The sequence below is a fragment of the Ewingella sp. S1.OA.A_B6 genome (assembly GCF_049889095.1).
Lineage (GTDB): Bacteria > Pseudomonadota > Gammaproteobacteria > Enterobacterales > Enterobacteriaceae > Ewingella.
Genome location: NZ_JBLJFK010000001.1, coordinates 492,683 through 509,112 on the forward strand (window position 1 = coordinate 492,683; position 16,430 = coordinate 509,112).

The 16,430-nt window shown below is 47.1% G+C and carries 17 protein-coding genes; 7 read left to right on the forward strand and 10 right to left on the reverse strand.

Annotated elements, in window-relative coordinates; translation table 11 throughout:
- Positions 1-3: 3 nt before the first annotated feature.
- The gene (locus tag ACMV8I_RS02295) at positions 4-183 is read right to left on the reverse strand and encodes a hypothetical protein (RefSeq protein ID WP_498863599.1); all 180 of its coding nucleotides are present in this window, start codon (positions 181-183) and stop codon (positions 4-6) included.
- A gap of 35 nt (positions 184-218) precedes the next feature.
- Between ACMV8I_RS02295 and trhO the strand changes: the two genes are divergently transcribed.
- Positions 219-1,274, forward strand: a complete 1,056-nt coding sequence (gene trhO, locus ACMV8I_RS02300; RefSeq protein ID WP_498863600.1) for an oxygen-dependent tRNA uridine(34) hydroxylase TrhO — start codon at positions 219-221, stop codon at positions 1,272-1,274.
- A 92-nt stretch (positions 1,275-1,366) separates the two neighbouring features.
- Here the strand turns inward: trhO and ACMV8I_RS02305 are convergent, their stop codons facing one another.
- The 7 genes from ACMV8I_RS02305 to pyrC form a co-directional block, all read right to left on the reverse strand.
- Entirely contained in the window at positions 1,367-1,945 is a 579-nt protein-coding gene (locus ACMV8I_RS02305; protein WP_498863601.1) for a YceI family protein, read from the reverse strand.
- Positions 1,946-1,973: 28 nt separating this feature from the next.
- On the reverse strand, positions 1,974-2,528 hold the full coding sequence (locus ACMV8I_RS02310; protein WP_498863602.1) for a cytochrome b: 555 nt from the start codon (positions 2,526-2,528) through the stop codon (positions 1,974-1,976).
- 634 nt (positions 2,529-3,162) lie between these two features.
- Complete coding sequence (locus tag ACMV8I_RS02315) at positions 3,163-3,822, reverse strand: response regulator transcription factor (protein ID WP_498863603.1); 660 nt, start codon at positions 3,820-3,822, stop codon at positions 3,163-3,165.
- A gap of 216 nt (positions 3,823-4,038) precedes the next feature.
- Complete coding sequence (gene solA, locus ACMV8I_RS02320; protein ID WP_498863604.1) at positions 4,039-5,157, reverse strand: N-methyl-L-tryptophan oxidase; 1,119 nt, start codon at positions 5,155-5,157, stop codon at positions 4,039-4,041.
- A gap of 198 nt (positions 5,158-5,355) precedes the next feature.
- Positions 5,356-5,610, reverse strand: coding sequence for a biofilm formation regulator BssS (bssS, locus tag ACMV8I_RS02325; protein ID WP_498863605.1), 255 nt, complete (start codon positions 5,608-5,610; stop codon positions 5,356-5,358).
- A 362-nt stretch (positions 5,611-5,972) separates the two neighbouring features.
- Positions 5,973-6,218: a DNA damage-inducible protein I gene (gene dinI, locus ACMV8I_RS02330; RefSeq protein WP_498863606.1), complete on the reverse strand. Its 246-nt coding sequence runs from the start codon at positions 6,216-6,218 to the stop codon at positions 5,973-5,975.
- A 125-nt stretch (positions 6,219-6,343) separates the two neighbouring features.
- On the reverse strand, positions 6,344-7,393 hold the full coding sequence (gene pyrC, locus ACMV8I_RS02335; protein ID WP_498863607.1) for a dihydroorotase: 1,050 nt from the start codon (positions 7,391-7,393) through the stop codon (positions 6,344-6,346).
- A 225-nt stretch (positions 7,394-7,618) separates the two neighbouring features.
- On the opposite strand from pyrC, the gene ACMV8I_RS02340 reads away from it, so the two are divergent.
- The gene (locus tag ACMV8I_RS02340; RefSeq protein ID WP_498863608.1) at positions 7,619-7,906 is read left to right on the forward strand and encodes a putative quinol monooxygenase; all 288 of its coding nucleotides are present in this window, start codon (positions 7,619-7,621) and stop codon (positions 7,904-7,906) included.
- Between the two features lie 88 nt (positions 7,907-7,994).
- Here ACMV8I_RS02340 and rne read toward each other — a convergent pair whose 3' ends face one another.
- The gene (gene rne, locus ACMV8I_RS02345) at positions 7,995-11,306 is read right to left on the reverse strand and encodes a ribonuclease E (protein ID WP_498863609.1); all 3,312 of its coding nucleotides are present in this window, start codon (positions 11,304-11,306) and stop codon (positions 7,995-7,997) included.
- A gap of 591 nt (positions 11,307-11,897) precedes the next feature.
- Here rne and rluC point away from each other — a divergent pair.
- The gene (gene rluC, locus ACMV8I_RS02350) at positions 11,898-12,860 is read left to right on the forward strand and encodes a 23S rRNA pseudouridine(955/2504/2580) synthase RluC (RefSeq protein ID WP_498863610.1); all 963 of its coding nucleotides are present in this window, start codon (positions 11,898-11,900) and stop codon (positions 12,858-12,860) included.
- Between the two features lie 61 nt (positions 12,861-12,921).
- Here rluC and ACMV8I_RS02355 read toward each other — a convergent pair whose 3' ends face one another.
- Positions 12,922-13,518 carry a Maf family protein gene (locus ACMV8I_RS02355; RefSeq protein WP_498863611.1) on the reverse strand — a complete coding sequence of 199 codons (597 nt, stop codon included), beginning with the start codon at positions 13,516-13,518 and terminating at the stop codon, positions 12,922-12,924.
- 141 nt (positions 13,519-13,659) lie between these two features.
- Between ACMV8I_RS02355 and yceD the strand changes: the two genes are divergently transcribed.
- From yceD to ACMV8I_RS02375, 4 genes are read left to right on the forward strand one after another with little or no spacing between them, the layout of a single operon-like run.
- A complete protein-coding gene (gene yceD, locus ACMV8I_RS02360; RefSeq protein ID WP_498863612.1) occupies positions 13,660-14,184 on the forward strand; it encodes a 23S rRNA accumulation protein YceD in 525 nt (174 codons plus the stop codon).
- A 12-nt stretch (positions 14,185-14,196) separates the two neighbouring features.
- Complete coding sequence (rpmF, locus tag ACMV8I_RS02365) at positions 14,197-14,364, forward strand: 50S ribosomal protein L32 (RefSeq protein ID WP_002210931.1); 168 nt, start codon at positions 14,197-14,199, stop codon at positions 14,362-14,364.
- A 60-nt stretch (positions 14,365-14,424) separates the two neighbouring features.
- Complete coding sequence (plsX, locus tag ACMV8I_RS02370) at positions 14,425-15,462, forward strand: phosphate acyltransferase PlsX (RefSeq protein WP_498863613.1); 1,038 nt, start codon at positions 14,425-14,427, stop codon at positions 15,460-15,462.
- 6 nt (positions 15,463-15,468) lie between these two features.
- Positions 15,469-16,422, forward strand: coding sequence for a beta-ketoacyl-ACP synthase III (locus ACMV8I_RS02375; protein ID WP_498863614.1), 954 nt, complete (start codon positions 15,469-15,471; stop codon positions 16,420-16,422).
- Positions 16,423-16,430: the final 8 nt, after the last annotated feature.

Here is a 16,430-nt window from a genome sequence, read left to right on the forward strand (position 1 = left end):
CGCTCAGCGTAAAGTATCGTATTTCTGTGATTCTGCATGAACAGGTTCCCGTTTCTGCGCTGTTTTGCGGTAAAACGTCACAACGGGATATGCCGTCGTCGTGGCTTTAATGTATAATATTGCCGCTTGAAAAGTCGCATTGGTGTAGCCCGATGCGGCTACACCATCTTCAAAGATGTCCATTAATACAGCCTCCATGAAAGACAGGAACGTACACCATGCCAGTGTTACATAACCGAATTTCTAACGAGGAACTGAAGGCACGCATGCTGGCCGAAACCGAGCCGCGTACCACAGTTTCTTTTTATAAATATTTTCATATTGATGATCCGAAAGCTTTCCGCGATGTGCTCTACATCTTCCTGACCAAACTCAATGTGTTTGGCCGTATTTATGTAGCGAAAGAAGGCATCAATGCGCAAGTCAGCGTTCCGCAAAGCCAGTTCGGCACGTTTAAAACTGAGCTTTTTGCCAGCCACCCGATGCTCGATCACGTTCGGCTGAATGTCGCGCTGGAAGATGATGGAAAATCCTTCTGGGTACTGCGCCTCAAAGTGCGTGAGCGTATCGTTGCCGATGGTATTGACGACGAGACGTTTGACCCATCAAACGTGGGGCAATACCTTAAGGCCGAGCAGGTTAATGCCATGATCGACGATCCTGAAGCGGTGTTCGTCGACATGCGTAATCACTACGAATACGAGGTCGGGCATTTTGATCAGGCGCTGGAAGTGCCGTCGGATACTTTCCGCGATCAGCTGCCGATGGCTGTCGATATGCTCCAGGAAGACAAAGACAGAAAAATCGTCATGTATTGCACCGGCGGAATTCGCTGTGAAAAAGCCAGTGCTTACATGTTGCATAAAGGTTTTAAAAACGTGTATCACGTGGAAGGCGGCATCATTGAATATGCCCGGCGTGCCAAAGAGCAGGGTTTACCGATAAAATTTAAAGGAAAAAACTTTGTCTTTGATGAACGTATGGGAGAGCGGATTTCTGAAGATGTGATTGCGCACTGCCACCAGTGCGGTATAGCCTGTGACGATCACACCAACTGCAAAAATGACGGCTGCCATCTCCTTTTTATTCAGTGTCCAATCTGCGCTACGAAATTTAGCGGTTGTTGCAGTGAAATTTGCCAGACTGAGCTGAAGTTACCGCGTGAAGAGCAGCGGGCTTTGCGTGCTGGACGTGAGAATGGCATCAAGATCTTCAACAAATCTAAAGGCCTGTTGCAGACCACCATGCATATTCCGTCACCGGAAAAAGAGTGATTTTTTTGGCAGTATGGTATTGATTTAATTTAGATAAAAAAGGGCTCAGAAGGTTGAGCCCTTTTCCATTGCAGTTTAATTCGACAGGAGGATCACTTCTCCTGTACGCCTTCAACCGAGATGATCAGTTCTACGTCCTGAGAGGCAGGACCGAGATCGGTAGTGATACCGTAATCTTTCAGCTTAATATTCCCCGCTGCTTCAAAACCTGCGCGGTATCCGCCCCAGGGATCTTTACCCTGGCCGAGCAATGTAGCCTGCAATGTCAGCGGTTTTGTTACACCGTTCAAAGTAAAGTCGCCATTCACCGTCAGTCTATCACCCTCTTTTTTCACTGATGTAGAGGTAAAGGTGGCTTGCGGATGCTTAGCTACATTCAAGAACTCTGCGCTGCGCAGGTGTTTATCACGCTCTGCATGATTGGTGAACACGCTGGTGGTGTTTATACTGACATTCACTTTATCTGCTGACGGGTCTTTTTCATCAAATGTGAAACCGCCATCGAAATCGTTAAAGCTTCCATACAGCCAGCTGTAGCCCAGATGCTTGATGCGGAATTCGATAAAGGCATGCTGACCTTCTTTATCGATTTTATAATTTGCTGCAGTTGCACTACCCGCTGCCAATAATAATGAGGCCAGAGTCAGGCCCAGTACGGTTTTTTTTAACACAATGAACAACCTCCATTTATCTAACAAGTTAATTGGGACGACGCCCTAGCATGCGCACAAGCGTAGCGTCCCGGTCCATAAAGTGATGTTTCAGCGCAGCAAGGGCATGTAACGCAGAAACAATTACCAGGCCCCATGCCAGCCAAAGGTGAACCGTCCCGGCGATATCTGCCTGCTGTTGCAAACCAAACAAGGTGGCGGGAATATCAAACCAGCCGAAAACAGATATTGCTTGACCTTCTGCGGTAGAAATTAAATATCCGCTAATCAAAATGCTGAACAGGCCGACAAATAATAATAAATGAGCCAGCCAGGCACCCAAACGCGTCGCATTGCTATAGCTTTCAAGCGGGAGGGGTGGCGGGGAAATAAAACGCCATAACAGACGGAATATCATTAATGCAAAAACCAGAATGCCAATGCTTTTGTGCAATTCGGGCGCGCGGTGATACCAGGTGTCGTAATACCCTAACCCGACCATCCACAAGCCCAGTGCAAACAAACCATAGACAGCCAGAGCGACCAGCCAGTGCACGAGCACAGAAATATGGCCAAACTGGGCCGGTGAGTTTTTCCACATCATCAAATTTCCCTATAAATAAATCACATCATTGAGACAGAAAGTAAACATATGGAAATATTTTGGCAATCTAAAATTCATTATAAAATGCATTAATTATACTTGTTCACTATTTTTGAAAGTAACAAGCAAAAGTTATTCAGTTATATCGAGAGATTTTGGCGGAGGTTAAAGCTTCATCTTCAACGATCATCTTGAACCTATTTGTCAGGTTATGTCATTAAAGGTAAAGATGTTTCCATATCATTATTCACTCAGCGCTGACGTGCAATATTTATTTTTAAGTATTCCGAAGTCCGGGAGAGTAATGTCATTGTGGCATAAAGATATAACAAAATTTTCATTGTAAAAGAGTTTTCCCCTCTGTGTTTATGTTTATATCTTTAGCTAACCCAATAGAAAATGAATTATTTGCTATTGATTTTCGAGCGGGTTGCTAACTCATCATACTCTTTAAAGTGAGTATCTATAGATATCACTGCAGGTTCTCACTGAGATTCCAGTTTGAACCAATATGTATTATCACTACGATTCCGTTAAAGGAAAGTGAAGAGGGTTAAAATAGTGTCATCATGTGACTCAATACGATAAAATTCCATATATTCGGTAATTTTGTGTCATCGAAAATATGATGACGTTATCTATATAGCGTCAAAATATCTTCTTTTTCCTGGCGACTCAGCGGTGCGTTTGATGCCTGATCTATTGGCCAGAAGATATATTTGATAAAATTATAAATAAAACAAAACTCCAACCGATTTCTTACCTTGATTTTTTGTGTCAGATTACGTTTGTACACATAGACAGTACGACTGCTTATGTCAAGCTTACGGGCTATGCGATGATTGGGCATTTCTGACATCCAATAATTCATGACCAGAATTTCTTGGTCGCTAAAAATTGACCTATTGATGCGGGAAATATTGGTGGATGAATAACGTTCAGAATGGGAGACTATTTCTTGCAATAAGCTAATGATCAGATATTTATTTAAGATGTGGAAATCATGAGTAACTGGAATGGGGATGTCGGTTACCGGATATTTTGCATCCAGATAACAATACACCTTAACGTTATGCACTTGCGCGATGAACTCTTTTAACTCAGTCGAAAGTTCTGAATTCTTACAGTAATTAGTGGCATTAACTATAATTAGAGTAGGCCGAAAATTTGGTATTTTTTGCATTGCCTGTGAAATACTCTCACAGTCCACAATGTGAATTTTTTCATTTTCTCGAAGAAAAGAGCATATGCCGAGACGAGTGAAACTACAGCACTCGATGACTAACAGGTTCATATTACTTCCTTGTCAATGCGCATAGGATGCGCGTCGGTTATCACTCCTGTGATAACTGGGGAAAGGATAAAATTTTACGCGTAGTAATGTCAATCCGAAAACGTGGTTATTGATCAATAATAAAAATTCATCATAATTATTTTTTCAAAATAATTATGAATTAAGTCTTAGTTTATTATCCCGGCCAGAGCGTCCGGGATAATAAACGTTGAGGATTTACCGGGTAAACCGTGAAAGCGAGAAGGGGGTTAGGTTGAACGTTGTCGTCGTGTTTTGGCCGAATTCAGAAACAATTTCACCCAGTACACTGGCAAACTTAAAGCCGTGACCACTCAGTCCCGTGATCAATAAAGTATTGTCACGCCCCGGCAAGGTATCGATAATGAAATCTTCATCTGCCGTGACATCATAGGTACAGGACGCGCCATGCAGACACACACCCACTCCAGGCAGATGATGGCGCAGAAAGTTGAATACTTCAGTACCGTCCTGTTGTACCGCGCCGAAAGGTTTGCGTTGTTCCTGCGAGTCGATCGGCTGGCCACCATTATGTTTACCCAGTTTTAGCTCATCTTTGACGGAGGGGAAACCATAAAACTGGTCGCCTTGTAGCGTTTCAAAGGTAAAGGCGGGGAAGTGGTTCTGTTCACTGTAGCGGCCATCTGCATGGTGCCAGGCAAAAAGCTTACGAACCGGGCTGACCGGTAATTCAGGTAGCAATTTTTTGACCCAGGTTCCCGCCGTTAACGCTATTTTAGCTGTGCGATATGTCCCTTCATGTGTCGACACTATCGCGCCCCGATCATCATAGTCGATGGATTCGACCGGGCACTTAAACAGTTGTGCGCAGCCAGCTTCGCGCGCAAGACGGATATAAGCGGCTATAGCAATTTCACTTTGCAGATAGCCTGAATCAGGCTCATAAACCCCGCAGTAGTCATCAGAAACGCTGATCAGCGGCCACTTTGCTCGGATTTCACTGGCGCTCATGGCTACGGTGTTCAGGTCATATTCTACAGAGCTGTTTTTAACATTGGTGATAAACGGAGATCCTTGCGGGCCGATATTGATCACTCCGCTGCGGTGAAAAATTTCTTCGCCACTGGTTTGCGCCAGTTCATTCCAAAGCTGCTGGGCCCTAAGTACCATAGGGACATAGCGAGCACCTTCGCCATAGGCATGACGTATGATGCGTGTTTCCCCATGATGGCTGCCCTCTGTATGTGGCGGCATGGCACTGTCAATCATGAGTACTTTCAGCCCGGCAAGGGTCGCATAATATCCAGCGGCTGAACCGACTGAACCACTGCCGATCACAATGAGGTCATACTCCATTTATTGAGGTTCCTAAGATGACTTTTCACAATTTTGTGACGCTCATGATAGTGAGTTTTGTTGGTCAAAGGCAAGGTGCGTACTGTATTTGAAGAGTCGCTGATGGCGGAGCGCGGTGCTTTAAAGCGTCATAAATGATAAAGGCACTCTGACGTGAGTCGAGAGTGCCTTCAATGTGAAGCGCCTAATAAGGCTGAACTAATGTTTACGATGCTCAATATACTCATACTCGTTGGATTCAATCTTTTCTATGCCAGCTTCAAGAATGTTGATCAATTGTCTTGCAACATCTGTGGTTAACCACAAGGTTCTGTCTACATGGGCATCCTCTGGGGTTTGGCCTTTAGAAGACAGGTAATGAAGGCGTATCATCATGGCGTCATAAGAGTCTACGGTACTGATATCCCAGCCTACAAGCGGGTGTGTCTGAATAACTTCATCATTTCTGTCCATATAGACCCCTTATTGGTAGTGACTAACATGAGTAACTAGCGAGGATCAAGGCGGCTCATTATCTTGTGAGCTTTTTGAGTATAAGCATTTAAAAGTGTTTATGGAGACTAGTTACGTATTTAAGCGTAAATAAAGTGTGAGAAAAAATGAAGAAAGGGTGGAGGTACTGACTTAACATAAATTCACAGGTGGAAAGATGAGTGAATTTCGAACAAGCAAGCATCTGCCAAAAAAAACCGGACAGCGACGCCCGGCGAAAAAAGCATCAGCTCAAAGAGCCTGGTTTTATCAACCTGATTATTATTAATCTCGTTAAAGCATTTAGCGCAGTTAACCGCATTTACTGACTGGCTTAATATTGATTAGTCAGTGGTGAACCATTCATCAGCACTTTCCCACGTTTCCTGCAAAATCTCTTCAATACGATCGCGGTCTGTCTTGGGCGCACCCATTACTGAAAGATTGTTCGAGCCAGCGTAACGTACCTGAACTTTATTATCGGTATCGGAAAACTGTTGGTTAATACGTTTACTTAATTCTCCAGACAATGCTTCGATAGCACCGGCTGGCAGAGGTTTGGTTTTATCGATAGTGACTTCAACACGCATAATACCACCTGAATATAAATTTGACTGTATATTTATACAGTCAAATTTCCAGATAAGCAAGCAGAGTCCTTTGAGGCATTGGCAAAGTAAGATAGCTGAATATTACATTCTGCTCTTGGACGTATTTAGCTGGATGTCACTGCCCAGTTTAGGGTTTGTCCGGCTAAGAATGGCACCACGGATTCATGTCCAAGAGCTATCTCTTCCGGTTGAACCACGCTGGTACGTGTCAATTCGATGAAATCGTCATTAAGGGGGAGACCGTAGAAACGCGGACCGTTTAGGGAGCAAAAAGCCTCAAAATGCTGTAAGGCATCCATCTCATCAAAAACATTGGCGTAAGCGGGTATAGCCAGAGGTGCATTGAAACACCCTGCGCAGCCGCAGCTGGATTCTTTACGACCTTTAGTATGAGGCGCAGAGTCGGTACCAAGGAAGAAACGATCTGAGCCACTGGCAATCACTTCACGTAGCGCTTGCTGATGGATATTACGCTTGAGGATCGGTAAACAGAACAAGTGAGGGCGTACGCCGCCCACTAACATATGATTGCGGTTGAACATCAGATGCTGTGGGGTAATGGTGGCACCAATATACTGATTGCCCTCCTGGACGTACTGCGCAGCTTCTTTAGTGGTGATATGTTCAAATACTATCTTCAACTCAGGGAAGTGAAGACGGATAGGCTCCATAACTTCATCGATAAAGCGGGCTTCGCGGTCGAAAATATCCACGTCGCTATGGGTTACTTCGCCGTGAATTAATAGCGGCATGCCGATGCTTTGCATGCGCTCCAAAATAGGGTAAATCGCTTTAATATCAGACACGCCGTGCTGGGAATTAGTCGTCGCGTTCGCGGGGTAAAGTTTTGCTGCAGTGAAAACACCTTCCAGATAGCCACGCGCGACTTCTTCAGGATCAAGAGAATCTGTCAAGTAGCAGGTCATCAATGGTGTAAAACGATGGCCAGCAGGAATGGCTGCAATTATGCGGTTGCGGTAAGAAATGGCTGCTTTTACGCTGGTCACGGGAGGTGTCAAATTCGGCATAACGATAGCCCGGCCAAAGATTTCACTGGTGAATGGCAAGACGGTGCTGAGCATGTCGTCATCACGGAGGTGAATATGCCAGTCATCAGGGCGGCGAATTTTCAAAACTTGCGGTGTTGCAGTCATCAGTCAGAACTCCGGCATTGAGAGACAAAAGTTGGGGTCAGGTGCAGTAATGGGAGCATTAACAGCGGGGAACAAGGATAAGCGTAAATGTGTTCCGGTGCATCTGTTTAATAAAGTTAGCGTTGAAATCAACGTGGTGAAAGGTCCATAGTAATGGCAGCAGATTGTTAGCAAGAGATTTCATCCGAACTAATGAAAGCTTGATCTATACCACAGGAGAGGATTATGGAAATCAGAGTGGTTGCCACTGTTATTGTAAAACCTGAGTTTTTGAATGATGTAAGTGACGCATTGTACGAAGTGATTGAGCCAAGTCGGCAGGAGGTAGGATGTTTACAATATGAATTGCATCGTGATATTGACCATCCTGAAACCTTTGTTTTTTACGAACGCTGGACTTCAAAAGAGTCTCTGTTGCAACACAATGATACCGAGCACTTTGTTAATTTCGCCCGACGTCTGGAGGGGAAACTAGTCAGTCTGGATATAAAACGTCTTAAAACCGTCGCCTAATGTTCAGGAGTCGTTGTTTGAGAATGCCTGAAAACTGGTAATAAAAAACCCGCCGAGGCGGGTTTTTTATTACCAGAGTGATGCCGTATTATTCGGTTGGCATGGCCGGTTTAGTGGCTGGTGCTGTCGCTGTGCTGGCTGCAGCATGACCACCCGCTGAACCTTTACCTTCAAAGTCAAACTCCGGGCGGACCCAGTCACTCTTAGGCGTTGGTTCCTGCACATAAACAGGTGCAGGCGCTTTGGTCATCGGAGCGGTAGCATGATGCTTGAAGCGTGGAGCAAGTTCAGCCGGTACGGCGGCGACGACAGTCACCGGTGCCGGTTTGGCGGCAGCCGGAGCAATGACCTCAAACTGAAGCTCAGTAGCCACTGCGACAGGCTCTACGACAACCGGTTGCTGTGCTTCTGGCTTCACTTCAACCGCTGGCGTTTCTTCAACCGGTTCTACGGTTTCAGCATTAACCAGTACAGGCTCATCTGTAACAGGCTGTTCAGCCGTTACTTCAGGTTGTCCCTGCTCCTGTTCAACTGGCGTGCTGACAACTGCAGTTTCAACGTGTGCTGGCTCGAAAGTTTTAGCTTCTGCGACATGCGCCACTTCAGGCTCAGCTTGTACGGGTTCAGCCACAACGCCAGTCATTTCATTGACTGCTGGCGTATTCGTCTGAGCAATGTCGACCTGATTTGCCAGTAAGTCAGCGTTATCCGCCACCGTTTCCTGAATGTCCTGCTGGTCAGTGATTTGTGCTACCGGGTATGTGATCCATACTTTGCCTGATGCCATCTCTGGAGAGACGAATGCACCCGCTAACGGCATGGGTGATTGTCCTGGATAGCGCTCATCACGATAACGGCGACGGCGTTGGCCACTAACACGCAGATGACGAGGCGAACGGCGCGAACGACGTGGCATGCCACCATCGCGACCGTTTTCACTTTGGTTGTCATCATTATCATTGTTAGAAACATGTTCAGCCTCAGGAGCTGTCTGGGCAATCTCCTGCGGCTCCTGAGATACCACGGCCGATGGCATAACACCCGTGATCAACTGTTGTGCAGCGGCTTCTACGTCGTGATCCACTTCCGACTCAAAACGAACCTTCTGAGATAGCTGGCGACGCTGACGGCGCTGTGCAGGTTGACGATCTTCTTGCTCAGTTTCTTCCGGTGCGGCTGGAGCTGCAACAACGGGTTCCTGCGCGATCGGTTCCTGAGGTTTCTCTTCCTGCGGGCCTTTACGCTTATCGTCTGAACGACGGCGAGAGCGATCACCTCGTTCACGACGCGGTTGCTGCTGCTGTTCATCCTGGGAGACTGTTGTATCGACTTCTTGTTCAACAACCACTTCAGAAACAACGACCGGTTCTTGATTACGACGGTTACGACGCTGATCTTCACGTGGTTCACGGTTATTCTCACGAGAATCACGGCCTTCAGCATGGCTATCACGGTTGTTTTCGCGGCCTTCACTGCGGTTATCTCGGTTACCACGGTCGCCGCGATCACCTCGCTCACCGTTACGTTCACGGCGTCCACCGCCCTGACGGCGTTGATTCCGGCGTTCACCATTCCGGCGATTTTCGCCCTCAGTGGTTTCCTTTTCAACTTTCGGTGCTTCGACAGGTTTAACTTCCACTTGCGGTTCTGAAGCAAACAAACCTTTCAAACCGCTAAGGAAACGACTGACTAAACCTGGCTTCTCGGCAACCGGTGTATTGATAACTGTTGTACGAGTTTGTACTGGCTGCTCAACAGCATCGGGCTGTTCGAAAGAAGACGGTGGTGCTTCGCCTTGCAAGGCAAAGGCAGCCAGAGCCGGTTGTTCAGGACGTTTGCGTTCGCTAGGGGCTTCTTCTGACGGTTGCAGCATCTCGGCTTCATGATACTGAGGCAGTAAATAGCTTAATACAGAAGAATCTTCACCTTTACGTACACGCAGAACGGCATAATGAGGTGTTTGCATTTGATCGTTAGGAACGATCACTGCACGGACACCACCCTGACGTTTTTCAATAGCATTAACCGATTCACGCTTTTCATTCAGCAGGTACGATGCGATAGGTACCGGAACGATGGCGTGAACTTCTTTGGTGTTCTCTTTAAGAGCTTCTTCTTCTATCAGACGCAGAATAGACAGTGACAGGGATTCGTTATCACGAATCGTCCCTGTACCGGCACAACGCGGACAGATGTGATGCGTTGACTCACCCAGCGAGGGGCTTAGACGTTGACGTGACATTTCCAGTAAACCAAAGCGGGAAATGCGGCCAATCTGAATACGCGCGCGATCCTGACGAACGGCATCACGCAGACGGTTTTCCACTTCACGTTGATGGCGCACTGGCGTCATATCGATGAAGTCGATAACAATGAGGCCACCAAGGTCACGAAGGCGTAATTGACGTGCAATCTCGTCCGATGCTTCAAGGTTGGTATTGAAGGCCGTTTCTTCAATATCGCCACCGCGGGTTGCACGCGCGGAGTTAATATCGATAGCCGTTAGCGCTTCGGTACTGTCGATGACAATCGAGCCACCAGAAGGGAGACGAACTTCACGCTGGAAAGCAGACTCAATCTGAGACTCAATCTGATAATGGCTGAACAGCGGAATTTCGCCAACGTAAGGTTTGATTTTGCTGCTAAAGTCCGGACGGCCCAGCGCAGCAATGTGTTCCTTTGCCAGTTCGAGGACTTTCGGATTATCAATCAGGATCTCGCCAATATCTGGACGCAAATAATCACGGAATGCGCGCACAATGACGTTGCTTTCCTGATGGATCAGGAAAGGAGCAGGGCGACCTTCAGCTGCTTTCTTAATAGCATCCCAGTGTTTCAGACGGAAAGTCAGATCCCACTGCAATGCTTCAGCAGATTTACCCACACCTGCAGTACGCACAATGAGTCCCATGCCATCGGGTAATTCCAGAGATGACAGGGCTTCTTTCAGTTCAGTACGGTCATCACCTTCAATACGGCGGGAAATACCCCCAGCGCGTGGATTGTTCGGCATTAACACTAAATAGCTACCGGCCAGACTAATGAATGTTGTCAGCGCAGCGCCTTTGTTACCGCGTTCCTCTTTATCAACCTGAACAATAACTTCCTGGCCTTCACGCAGAACATCCTTGATATTAGGGCGACCATGCGAGGAATAGTTGCTAGGGAAGTATTCGCGGGAAATTTCTTTGAGAGGGAGAAAACCGTGTCGTTCCGCGCCATAGTCAACGAATGCAGCTTCAAGGCTAGGTTCTATGCGGGTGATTTTCCCTTTATAGATATTAGCTTTCTTCTGCTCATGGCCCGGACTTTCAATATCCAAATCATACAACCGTTGCCCATCTACCAAGGCAACGCGCAACTCTTCTTGTTGAGTCGCGTTGATTAACATTCTTTTCATCTTAACTTACTCGTTATTTTTCCATTATTGATAGAACTACGGGCAAAAATGACCTCATGACCGGATAAACCGTTGGCCCCGAGTCTTCTCGCAAAGTCGTCAACCTCACGGCTGTCGCTTGCATAGGGGCGCATTATTTCGGTAAGCCTGCTTTTGCCGTTTTAAAAACACCAGCGTTGTGAAAGCAGTACTTTTATTAGGGGAATAGCCTCTGAATTTAGGTTAACAGATCTCATTCCATTTGCCGGCCAAGCTGCAACCCGCAGCCCGCTAATTGCTTGATTTCACATTACGTCTTACGCCATTGCTGCGCTTTTGTGCGATCAGGCAAATATATAATTCCTGCGTTTTCCCTAACTTAAGAGAAACAACGCGGAAAGTAACTTCATTATTCCATTGCAGGCCCTGTGATAGCAAGGTGACTTTACCGCTTGTAGTAAAGATTCTTATGCTTATGCGAGATGTGCCGCATTGATTTACCACTCATCGCACGCAGTCCGTCGGGTTTTCATTGCCGCTTACTGGTAAGCTATACGCTAAGCACATAAAACTTGTGGCGCGGAACGTGCCGGATATTTAGAATCGCGAGCCATGAAAACTGAGAATCCATCTGTACAACTAATCTCCATTTCCGAAGACGAAGCCGGGCAACGGATCGATAACTTCTTGCTCAAAATCCTTAAAGGCGTGCCGAAAAGCATGATTTATCGAATTGTGCGCAAGGGTGAAGTTCGGGTTAATAAAAAACGTATTAAGCCAGAATATAAATTGCTGGCCGACGATATAGTGCGGGTTCCACCTGTACGCGTTGCTGAGCGCGATGAAATACCTGTCTCTGCTAAGTTGGACAAGGTCGCGGCATTGACCGACTGCATTTTATATGAAGATGATCATCTACTGATCCTTAATAAACCCTCAGGCACAGCGGTACATGGCGGCAGCGGACTGAGTTTTGGTGTTATTGAGGGGTTACGTGCATTGCGCCCTGAAGCTCGTTTCCTCGAACTCGTACATCGTCTGGACCGTGATACCTCCGGCGTATTGCTGGTGGCCAAGAAGCGTTCGGCGTTGCGTTCACTGCATGAGCAGCTGCGCATGAAAGGTATGCAGAAAGATTACCTGGCTCTGGTGCGTGGTGAGTGGCAATCGCATTGCAAAGTTGTTCAAGCTCCTTTGTTAAAGAATATTTTGCAAAGTGGTGAACGTATTGTTCGTGTGAATGCGCAGGGTAAACCTTCTGAAACTCGCTTCAAAATTGAAGAGCGTTATGAGTTTGCTACGTTGGTTAAAGCCAGCCCGGTAACAGGAAGAACGCATCAGATTCGTGTCCATGCGCAACATGCAGGGCATCCGATCGCCTTCGATGACCGCTATGGTGACCGCGAATTTGACGGGCAGCTCGCGGGCACTGGACTGAGTCGCCTGTTTTTGCATGCGGCCGCTCTGCGTTTTGAACACCCTGGAACAGGCGAAACCATGCGTATTGAAGCGCCGCTCGACCTGAAATTGCGTAATTGTTTGAAAAAACTTCGACTGAAACCCGCAAAGTCCTGAGTATTTTGAAAATTTGATGAATAAGCGCTGAAAGGCGCTTTATTCATTTTTGAGATACTAATCAGCCGAGCAATGGATTGATCCCTTTCATTCGTAACAACTCCAGCAGGGCTATTAAGGGCATGCCAATGAGCGTGTTGGGGTCTCTTCCGTTGAGGCGCTCAAAAAGGGTGATACCCAAACCTTCACATTTAAAACTTCCGGCACAATCGAAAGGTTCTTCGGCCTGTAAATAACCCCTAATCTCTTCAGCCGTTAGGTGGCGGAAAGTAACCTCAAAGGTCTCACATAGCGTCAGAGCCTCCCCAGTATCACTGTCAACCAATGATAAACCGGTATAAAAGGTCACAGTCTGCCCGCTGGCGGCGGTTAATTGCTTAAATGCGTTATCGAAGGTATGTGGCTTTCCGGTTATCTGTCCGTTGATAACGCAGACCTGATCCGACCCGATAATAAAATGGTCCGCATATGAAACGATCAATGCGCGGGCTTTGGCTTGTGCCAATCTTTGCACCAATAACTCAGGTATTTCATCCGGAAGCGCTGATTCGTCAATGTCTGGGGCGGCGCAGGCAAAGCGCAGCATCGTTTTTTCCAGCAGGGCGCGTCGATAGGGGGATGTGGAGGCCAGTAAAAGTTTTTTAGAGGAGAGTTCCATAATTTTTTCCACAAAGCATAGCGTTCTTGAATCACACATTTTAAACTGTATGCCGCTGCGGAAGCGAATATTGGTGAAAGGTGCGGTTTTTAGGCCTTTTTCTTTGACTCTACGTCGTTACAAAGTTAATATGCGCGCCCTATGCAAAAAGTAAAATTACCCTTAGCTGTTGATGCGATTCGTACAGCCCAAAAGCGTTTAGATTACTCCGGTATCTACACTGCTGGTCAGGTGACACGTGTAGCTGCATCAGTAGTTAGTGTTGATTCTGATGTACAAACCTCTTTGTCGTTTGATATCGACAATCTGCGTCTGGCTGTTATTAATGGCCAGTCTGATTTGACCGTCACTCTGGAATGTCAGAGATGCGGTAAGACGTTTGAACACCAGGTTCACGCAACGTATTGTTTTAGTCCCGTTCGCAATGATGAACAGGCTGAGGCATTACCGGAAGCGTACGAGCCGATTGAAGTCGATGAGTTTGGCGAAGTCGATCTGCTGGCGATGATTGAAGATGAAATCATTCTTTCATTACCTGTCGTTCCGGTACATGAATCTGAACACTGTGAAGTGTCCGACGCGGACATGGTGTTTGGTAAACTGCCTGCAGAGGTGGAGAAGCCAAATCCATTTGCCGTATTAGCGAGTTTAAAGAAAAGTACTTAAGGAGTAAGGTCCATGGCCGTACAACAAAATAAACCAACCCGTTCTAAACGTGGCATGCGTCGCTCTCACGATGCCCTGACCACCGCCACTCTGTCTGTGGACAAAACTTCTGGTGAAACTCACCTGCGTCACCATATTACTGCCGACGGTTTCTACCGCGGTCGCAAGGTAATCGGCTAAGATTTGCTTGCTACTTATTTGCGGAGAAACCCTCGTGATAAGTACTAGCAAGGCGATTCCTTGACTCGTCTAACCCTTGCGTTAGATGTAATGGGCGGGGACTTTGGTCCTTCCGTTACAGTGCCTGCTTCATTGCAGGCACTGATCTCTAATTCTGAACTCTATCTTCTTTTGGTCGGCGATCCCGACGCAATCACACCATTTCTTCTCGATAAAGCCGATGCTTCCCAAATGGAAAGAATCCGGATTATTCCTGCTGAATCAGTTATAGCGAGTGACGCTCGTGCATCCCAAGCTATTCGTACCAGCAAGGGCAGTTCAATGCGTATGGCGTTGGAACTTATCAAAAGCGGAGAAGCCGAGGCCTGCATCAGCGCCGGTAATACAGGTGCGCTGATGGGGTTGGCGAAAATGATAGTAAAACCTCTCGAAGGTATAGAGCGTCCGGCGTTGATGACGGTTTTACCGAATCAGCAGCGCACTAAAACGGTGGTGCTTGACCTCGGGGCAAATGTTGAGTGTGACAGCACGATGCTAGTCCAGTTTGCCGTGATGGGTTCGGTAATGGCTGAAGAAGTCATGGGTATTTCGAATCCACGCGTAGCCTTACTGAATATTGGTGAGGAAGAGTCAAAAGGGCTGGATAACATCCGGGGCGCAGCATCTATTCTAAAAAATACCCCCGCAATCAACTATATCGGTTATCTTGAAGGCAATGACCTGTTAACCGGTAAGACGGATGTCATGGTATGTGACGGTTTTGTCGGTAATGTCACGCTTAAAACCATGGAAGGTGTAATAAGGATGTTTTTGTCACTGTTAAAATCCTCTGGTGAGGGTGGCAAGAAGGCCTGGTGGCTGAAATGGTTAGGCCGTATTTTGCAGAAGAAGTTAGCAAAGCGCTTCAGCCATCTTAATCCAGACCAATATAATGGCGCATGTTTGTTAGGATTACGGGGCATTGTTATTAAAAGCCACGGCGGGGCAAACCAGCGCGCGTTTGCTGTTGCTATCGAACAGGCTGTGCAGGCGGTGCAGCGGCAAGTTCCTAAACGGATAGCCGCGCGCCTTAAGGCTGTATTACCCAAGAGTGACTGATCGTACATGTATACAAAAATTCTCGGTACGGGGAGCTATTTACCCGTGCAAGTTCGGTCTAATGCCGACTTAGAAAAAATGGTTGATACCTCCGACGAGTGGATTGTCACCCGGACAGGTATTCGTGAACGTCGCATCGCTGCGGCGGATGAGACTGTGGCCACAATGGGCCTGCATGCGGCAGAAAAAGCACTTGAAATGGCCGGCGTCAGCGCAAGCGACGTGGGTTTAATCATTGTTGCAACCACCTCATCTTCCCACGCGTTCCCTAGTTCTGCCTGTCAATTGCAGAATATGCTGGGCATTAAAGATTGTGCAGCGTTCGATCTGGCTGCGGCTTGTGCTGGTTTTACCTATGCGCTGAGCGTGGCAGATCAATACATCAAAAACGGTGCAGTGAAACATGCACTGGTGGTCGGTTCCGATGTGTTGTCGCGTAAACTCGATCCTGAAGATCGTGGCACGGTGATTTTGTTTGGCGATGGTGCCGGTGCCGTATTACTTGGCGTATCCGAAGAACCCGGCATTATTTCAACGCACATGCACGCTGACGGCCATTACGGCAACTTGTTGATGCTACCGTATCCAAGTCAGGCTGAGCCAGAAAAACCGACTTACGTAACCATGGCTGGCAACGAAGTCTTCAAAGTGGCGGTGACTGAGCTTGCCCACATTGTTGATGAAACGCTTACAGCAAATAACCTCGACCGTTCCGCACTCGACTGGCTGGTTCCGCATCAGGCGAATCTGCGCATCATTACTGCTACAGCTAAAAAACTGGGCATGGGGATGGATAAAGTCGTTATTACGCTTGATCGTCATGGGAATACGTCTGCGGCGTCTGTGCCTGCAGCATTTGACGAAGCAGTACGTGACGGACGAATTCAGCGTGGGCAATTGGTATTGCTTGAAGCATTTGGCGGTGGCTTTACCTGGGGCTCGGCGCTAATACGTTTTTGATTTAACAG